Annotated in this window: 6 protein-coding genes and 4 tRNA genes; 3 read left to right on the forward strand and 7 right to left on the reverse strand. The window is 46.9% G+C overall.

Going from position 1 to position 6,282, the window contains the following annotated elements:
• Window positions 1–153: 153 nt before the first annotated feature.
• The 7 genes from C942_RS23645 to murB form a co-directional block, all read right to left on the reverse strand.
• A tRNA-Thr gene (locus C942_RS23645) sits at window positions 154–229 on the reverse strand.
• Between the two features lie 12 nt (window positions 230–241).
• Window positions 242–316: transfer RNA gene (locus tag C942_RS23650), tRNA-Gly, on the reverse strand.
• A 39-nt stretch (window positions 317–355) separates the two neighbouring features.
• A tRNA-Tyr gene (locus tag C942_RS23655) sits at window positions 356–440 on the reverse strand.
• 17 nt (window positions 441–457) lie between these two features.
• A tRNA-Thr gene (locus C942_RS23660) sits at window positions 458–533 on the reverse strand.
• A gap of 96 nt (window positions 534–629) precedes the next feature.
• Window positions 630–1,361 (reverse strand): type III pantothenate kinase, encoded by a 732-nt coding sequence (locus C942_RS23665; RefSeq protein ID WP_007471282.1) that lies wholly within the window; start codon window positions 1,359–1,361, stop codon window positions 630–632.
• Window positions 1,361–2,323 carry a bifunctional biotin--[acetyl-CoA-carboxylase] ligase/biotin operon repressor BirA gene (gene birA, locus C942_RS23670; RefSeq protein ID WP_007471284.1) on the reverse strand — a complete coding sequence of 321 codons (963 nt, stop codon included), beginning with the start codon at window positions 2,321–2,323 and terminating at the stop codon, window positions 1,361–1,363. Before birA ends, C942_RS23665 begins: the two co-directional genes overlap by 1 nt.
• Window positions 2,320–3,360 carry a UDP-N-acetylmuramate dehydrogenase gene (gene murB, locus C942_RS23675; RefSeq protein ID WP_007471286.1) on the reverse strand — a complete coding sequence of 347 codons (1,041 nt, stop codon included), beginning with the start codon at window positions 3,358–3,360 and terminating at the stop codon, window positions 2,320–2,322. Before murB ends, birA begins: the two co-directional genes overlap by 4 nt.
• A gap of 75 nt (window positions 3,361–3,435) precedes the next feature.
• Between murB and C942_RS23680 the strand changes: the two genes are divergently transcribed.
• The 3 genes from C942_RS23680 to C942_RS23690 all read left to right on the forward strand — a co-directional run bounded on the left by C942_RS23680 (window position 3,436) and on the right by C942_RS23690 (window position 5,982).
• A complete protein-coding gene (locus tag C942_RS23680; protein ID WP_007471288.1) occupies window positions 3,436–3,861 on the forward strand; it encodes a GNAT family N-acetyltransferase in 426 nt (141 codons plus the stop codon).
• A 129-nt stretch (window positions 3,862–3,990) separates the two neighbouring features.
• A complete protein-coding gene (gene pssA / locus C942_RS23685) occupies window positions 3,991–5,340 on the forward strand; it encodes a CDP-diacylglycerol--serine O-phosphatidyltransferase (protein WP_007471290.1) in 1,350 nt (449 codons plus the stop codon).
• A 12-nt stretch (window positions 5,341–5,352) separates the two neighbouring features.
• The gene (locus C942_RS23690) at window positions 5,353–5,982 is read left to right on the forward strand and encodes a nicotinamidase (RefSeq protein WP_007471292.1); all 630 of its coding nucleotides are present in this window, start codon (window positions 5,353–5,355) and stop codon (window positions 5,980–5,982) included.
• Window positions 5,983–6,282: the final 300 nt, after the last annotated feature.

The raw sequence follows: 6,282 nt of genomic DNA on the forward strand, positions 1-6,282 counted from the left end.
TACCAACGTTAACGTGCGGTTTAGTACGTTCAAATTTTTCTTTAGACATGGATAGTCCCTCTAGGCACGGTATTTGGTGGCATTACGACCACACAACCAATCATGGGTTTGTAGAGTATATATCAAAAGGATTGAAGTGACTTGGAGAGAGAGTGGTGCTGATAGGCGGATTTGAACCGCCGACCTCACCCTTACCAAGGGTGCGCTCTACCAACTGAGCTATATCAGCAAACCAGAAATGTGGAGCGGGCAGCGGGAATCGAACCCGCATCATCAGCTTGGAAGGCTGAGGTAATAGCCATTATACGATGCCCGCAAGACTCGTCGCTCGTTAAGCTATTCAATCATTTGAAAATGGTGGAGGGGGACGGATTCGAACCATCGAAGGCGGAGCCGGCAGATTTACAGTCTGCTCCCTTTGGCCACTCGGGAACCCCTCCAGGGGTTTTGCAAATAATGGTGCCGACTACCGGAATCGAACTGGTGACCTACTGATTACAAGTCAGTTGCTCTACCTACTGAGCTAAGTCGGCGTAATTGCTGCGCATTCTAGAGAATGATTTTAGCCCTTGCAATACCTTTTCGTGGTTTTTTTTAATGTTTTTAATTGAGCGCTGTAATTTTGAGCACTAGCGACATTTTGCATACAAAGCAAGGCCTTCCAGAACAAGCTCTGAGCGATGGCGGTAATGTTTACCCCAGGAGATCGGCAAATGCCGCACCCCACCACCACATAAAATCACTTCCGGTTCAGTCTTAAGTTTATCCCGCGCCTGGGACAATCCATATTCAATTAGGCCCAGCAAGGCTGCACGGCAACCGTTCTTCAAACCATCAGCGGTATTATCAGCAAAAGTCAGTGTGTCTGTATGGTCACGATCAGAGAACACCTTGGTGGTATTTTCCAGTACCGACTTCATCATCAATTGGTAACCAGGCGCAATCCAACCACCAAGATGTTTCCCATCTTCAGACAGAACATCAAACGTCAGTGCGGTACCGATATCAACAATCACGGTATCCTTTTTCAGTTCCTGATGAATGGCCACTAGAGTCAGCCAACGGTCAACCCCAAGGTACTGATACTCAGAATAGGCGTTTTTAACCCCGAAATCCTTACGCAAGGTTTTCACCTGCATCACCGGGATATTGGCCAGCTGGGCGATACGCTGGATAGAGTTGTCCACTTCGACAGGGCCAACACTGGCAAAAACGATTCTGTTGATTCCTTTTTCCAACAGCGGCTCAAGAACCATCTCAAGCTTACCGCTCGGGTACCGTCCCAGCAGCTCCATGTTGCCATCGTCAAACAGTTGGGCAACTTTGACATAAGTGTTGCCCGCTTCAATAAGTAATTGCATTAACAACCTCTAAGGCTGATCTCACCACCGATATAAGGTTTTAGACCTTGCTCGGTTTCCAGTAATAAAGCCCCCTGACTGTTGATCCCGCGGGCTACTCCTTCAACCACACGCTCGCCAATCAACAATTTCACAGGGCGATCCAAAAAGTTATCAAGTCGGTTCCAGCGTTCAATAAAGCCTTCAAGACCCACTTGCTCGTATTGTTCTAATGTTTGATGCAGTTGCTGAATAAGTGTTGCAGCAAGCTGATTACGCTCAGGTAAGCCATCACAAGCCCGGGCAAGATTAGTCCAGGCCTGATCAATTCCGCTTCCTTCCTGCTCCGCCATTGCAACATTAAGTCCCATGCCGATCACCAGATGAGCCGCATCACCGGCCTGGCCTGTCATCTCAATCAGGATACCTGCCAGTTTTTTATCTTGATAATACAGATCGTTTGGCCACTTCACCTTCACGCCATCAGCCCCCAGAGACTGCAGGGCTTCAGCTATAGCAACCCCAACCACGAGACTCAGCCCCATCGCAGCAGCCATCCCGGCATCGAGGCGCCAGTACATGGAAAGATAAAGATTGGTTCCAAACGGTGACAACCACTGCCTACCACGACGACCACGGCCGGCTTCCTGATATTCGGCCAGACAAACCGCCCCTTGAGGCAACTGACCAACTCGATCCAACAAATGCTGGTTAGTGGAGTCAATAACAGGAATAAGCTCAAGGCCAGGGCACTTTACCTGAGCTAAAATCTTATCGCAATCAAGGAGTTCCAGTTTGCTAGCCAGACTATAGCCTTTCCCTTGCACCCGATAAATATCCAGCCCCCAGCTTTGCAACACCTTGATGTGTTTACTGATGGCAGCTCTCGAAATACCAAGTGATTCCCCTAACGCCTCACCGGAATGAAACTGGCCGTCAGACAGCATAGCCACCAACGCTAAACGTGTTGAATGATCTTTCATGACTGCACCTCTGCCAGTGTTGTTTCCTGATGTGCATTCATAAAGCGGACTTCGTGCTCCAGCGATACGCCAAAATGTTGCTTAACAGTTGAGACAATATGGCGCGCTAATGCCAAAACATCTTGAGCTGTTGCATGGTGGTGGTTAACCAGTACCAAAGCCTGTTGCTCATGTACCTTAGCCCCACCTTGCCGATAACCTTTTAAGTTACATTGATCAATTAGCCACCCTGCAGCCAACTTATAAGAACCATCAGCCATGGCATAACTTGGCATCCCTGGATGCTGTGCCAAAAGCTTATCGCGCAGATTTGGTTCAACGACAGGGTTTTTAAAGAAGCTTCCTGCATTGCCTGAGACATTAGGATCCGGCAGTTTCGACTGGCGGATACGGCACACTTCATCAAAGATTGTCTGAGGTGTCACATCCTCAGCATTTAACTTTGCCAGAGGGCCATAACTGGTATTTGGCTGCCAGTCCTTAGACAAACGTAAACCGACTGCAACAATGGCATGAGTGTTTTTCAAAGCATGTTTGAAAACAGAATCACGATAGCCAAACTGACAATCCGCTGCCGATATACGCGATTGCTCACCGCTCTCAAGTTCAATCACATCAACGTATTGACAAACATCCTTCAGCTCCACGCCGTAAGCCCCAATATTCTGGATTGGGGAAGAACCAACACAGCCAGGGATGAGTGCTAGATTTTCCAATCCCGGCATATTATTCGCTACCGTCGAACGGACCAACTGGTGCCAGTCTTCACCGGCCCCGACATGCAGCTGGTAAGCATCCGACGTTTCAGTAATTTCGACACCAAGGATACGGTTCAAGACGATGACACCGGCATAATCTTCGCAAAACAGAATATTGCTACCCTGACCAACCACCATTTTGGGCAATGATCGGTATTTCTCATCCCGCCATATCATTACCAAATCTTGGGCCGATTCGGCAACAATGATATGCTCGGCTGCCACTTCGATACCGAAGGTGTGAAAGGGCGCCAATGACCTTTCTTGCAAAACTTTCATGCTAATATCGAACCATATCTCTATACTATTGGCCGCATTTTAACTGATTCAGCGCCATGGCGCAGTGTTTTCCCTATGAGCAAGCTAAGATTCCACGCACTGGAGCCCCTGCGCTTCCCATTAATTAACCGTTTCTATAAGTCGTACTATCCGGCAGGAAAAGCAAAAAAAGACGAGATTATCTGGATAGGAGAACAAGATGGCAGCATTATCTGCTGCGTCCGCTTCAAACAGTTTGAACAATACCAGTTACTAACTGGCATGTTAGTACATCCGGAAAAAAGAAGTACAGGACTTGCCAAACAATTACTAAATGCCAGCCAGAACCAAATAAACAAACAACCTTGCTTCTGCTTTGCTTTTAGTTACCTAGAAGAGCTCTACGCACGAGCAGGTTTTGAAACCATTCCTGACAATGAACTGCCTGAGCCATTGGAAAGCCGAATTCGCCGCTACCGACAGAGCGGTAAAGACTTGATTCCAATGCGCTATGAACACTAAATTTACAGTTATTCATCCTATCCGTGACACAAGATGACATCGGTATACATAGTATTCGAGAACTTTCTGGTATAATCACTCTCTTATTTAACATATTTATCTTAAATTGATCGCGTAAACGAGGCGATAATGGATTCAGCTATTGCTAATAGGCTGCGCATTGAGCAATTACCTTGTATTGCACACAAGCCAGCAGATTTAGAAACACTTTTCGACGCAGCATCATTCCGCGAACGTCTTCACAGGGAAATCACCCAAGCCAAACAGCGCATTTACCTTGTTGCACTTTACCTGCAGGACGACGATGCCGGCCGCGGTATCCTAACCGCGTTATATGAAGCGAAAGAAGCTAATCCAGAATTGGATATCAAAGTGTTAGTTGACTGGCACCGGGCCCAGCGCGGCCTTATCGGTGCAGCTAAGTCTGATGGTAACGCGGCTTTGTATCGTGAGTTCGCAGAAAAATACAACCAGCATATCGATGTGCTTGGCGTTCCGGTACGCGATCGAGAAGTCTTTGGCGTCCTTCACCTGAAAGGTTTCGTCATTGATGACAAAGTCATATACAGCGGCGCAAGTCTAAACGATGTTTACCTGGCCCAGCATGACCGTTATCGTTACGATCGATACCACGTTATTCATAACCCTCAGTTGGCAGACAGCATGGCGAAGTTCATTATGGATAACCTCGTCAGAAGTGATGCAGTAAACTGTCTCAGCCAGTCAGAGAGACCACAAACCAAAGCATTAAAAGGCGCTATCAAAAGCTTCCGTAGTCAACTACAACGCGCCAACTATTCATTTGATTCGGAACAAATCAATGAAGAAGAAGTTGGCCTGACTCCTCTTGTCGGCCTTGGCAAACGCAAAAACAAATTAAATCAGCATATTTGTACTCTCATTGCGAGCGCACAGAAAGAGCTGACTATTTGTACTCCATACTTTAACTTCCCGCGAACTATCAGCAAGGAAGTAAAACGCGCACTTCGACGCGGCGTGAAGGTCACCATTGTCGTAGGTGATAAAACAGCAAATGACTTCTACATTCCACCGAGCGAACCATTTAAAACCATTGCTGGCTTGCCATACCTGTATGAAGTAAATCTGCGCAACTTTGCTAAGCAAAATGAGTCAGCGATTGCACGTCGCCAACTGGCGATTCACCTATGGAAACACAATGACAATAGCTTCCATCTCAAAGGAATTTGGGTAGACCGCAGCTATATGCTAATCACGGGTAACAACCTCAACCCGCGAGCCTGGAAACTCGACCTCGAAAACGCCATTCTGGTGCACGATAAGAACCAGTTACTGGCAGAGCAAAAGCAGGCAGAACTCAACTGCATTTTGAGCCATACTCAACTAGTAGGCAGCTATAAGTATATCGAGAAAGTCGATACTTACCCGGCACCGGTCAGGAAACTGATTAAACGGATCCGCCGGATCAAAGCTGATCATATCCTGAACCAGATCCTGTAAGAGTTAACACATATGACAATCGCCGCTATTGATGTTGACCCACAGCGAACATTCAGCCCTCTATGTCCTGAAGAACTTCCAGTGCCTGAAGGAGACCTGATTGCTCCTGCGCTCAATGAACAAGCGGCGCTTGCTGACTATCGAGTTCTCACTAAAGACGCTCACCCAGCCAGTGCTATTTGGGTTGTCGATAGCCATGACAAAATGCTACAACCGCTATCTCACCCTAATGCTGATCTAACCTGGGTTGCCCATGCAGTTCCTGGTACGCTAGGCTTTCAAACGATACCAGGCCTACCTGCCGTGACTGATTATGATCATGTTATCTGGAAAGGTATTGAGCCAGATCTACACCCTTATGGTGCCTGCTATCATGACCTGCAAGAAAAACTGAGCACCGGGCTGATAGAGTGGCTTGAAAGCAAGCAGGTATCAACCATTATTGTAGGTGGCCTTGCAACCGATTACTGTGTGAAAACTACTGCTCTGCAACTGCAAAAAACTGGTAAGTTTACAGTCATTGTCAATTTAGCGGCTTGCCGGGGTATAGCAGCAGAAACCACTGAGTCTGGATGTAATGAAATGCATGATGCTGGTATTCTCATCACTCAGCAGACCGAAGAAATCTGCCAATACCTATAATCAAAAAAGCTTCCTTCATGGGGGCTTTTCTATAGTCGCACTTTAAATACCTGCCATCCGCTCTCTATCCGAATATCACCTCTGTAAATATACAGAACCACTCAAGCTATGGGCTTATGGGCTCTGTACTTCATGCATCAAGACAACAGCGTATTCTGACAACTCCACATTGAAACAATCTCAATTCAGGAGGAAGTTATAAAGTATAAGAAGAACGTAAAAAGTTCTGAATTGCAAACGCAAAAAGGCCATCCTTTCGGATGGCCTTTTCTAAATTGGAAGCCTGGCGATGTCCTACTC

Origin of the sequence: Photobacterium marinum (assembly GCF_000331515.1) — a bacterium.
In the GTDB taxonomy this organism is placed as follows: Bacteria; Pseudomonadota; Gammaproteobacteria; order Enterobacterales; family Vibrionaceae; genus Photobacterium; species Photobacterium marinum.

Bases quoted from the DNA above. Each gene is read 5' to 3' on its own strand.
- pssA (WP_007471290.1), top strand. From the start codon at position 3,991: ATGGATTCAGCTATTGCTAATAGGCTGCGCATTGAGCAATTACCTTGT.
- C942_RS23665 (WP_007471282.1), bottom strand. From the start codon at position 1,361: ATGCAATTACTTATTGAAGCGGGCAACACTTATGTCAAAGTTGCCCAA.
- murB (WP_007471286.1), bottom strand. From the start codon at position 3,360: ATGAAAGTTTTGCAAGAAAGGTCATTGGCGCCCTTTCACACCTTCGGT.
- C942_RS23680 (WP_007471288.1), top strand. From the start codon at position 3,436: ATGAGCAAGCTAAGATTCCACGCACTGGAGCCCCTGCGCTTCCCATTA.
- birA (WP_007471284.1), bottom strand. From the start codon at position 2,323: ATGAAAGATCATTCAACACGTTTAGCGTTGGTGGCTATGCTGTCTGAC.
- C942_RS23690 (WP_007471292.1), top strand. From the start codon at position 5,353: ATGACAATCGCCGCTATTGATGTTGACCCACAGCGAACATTCAGCCCT.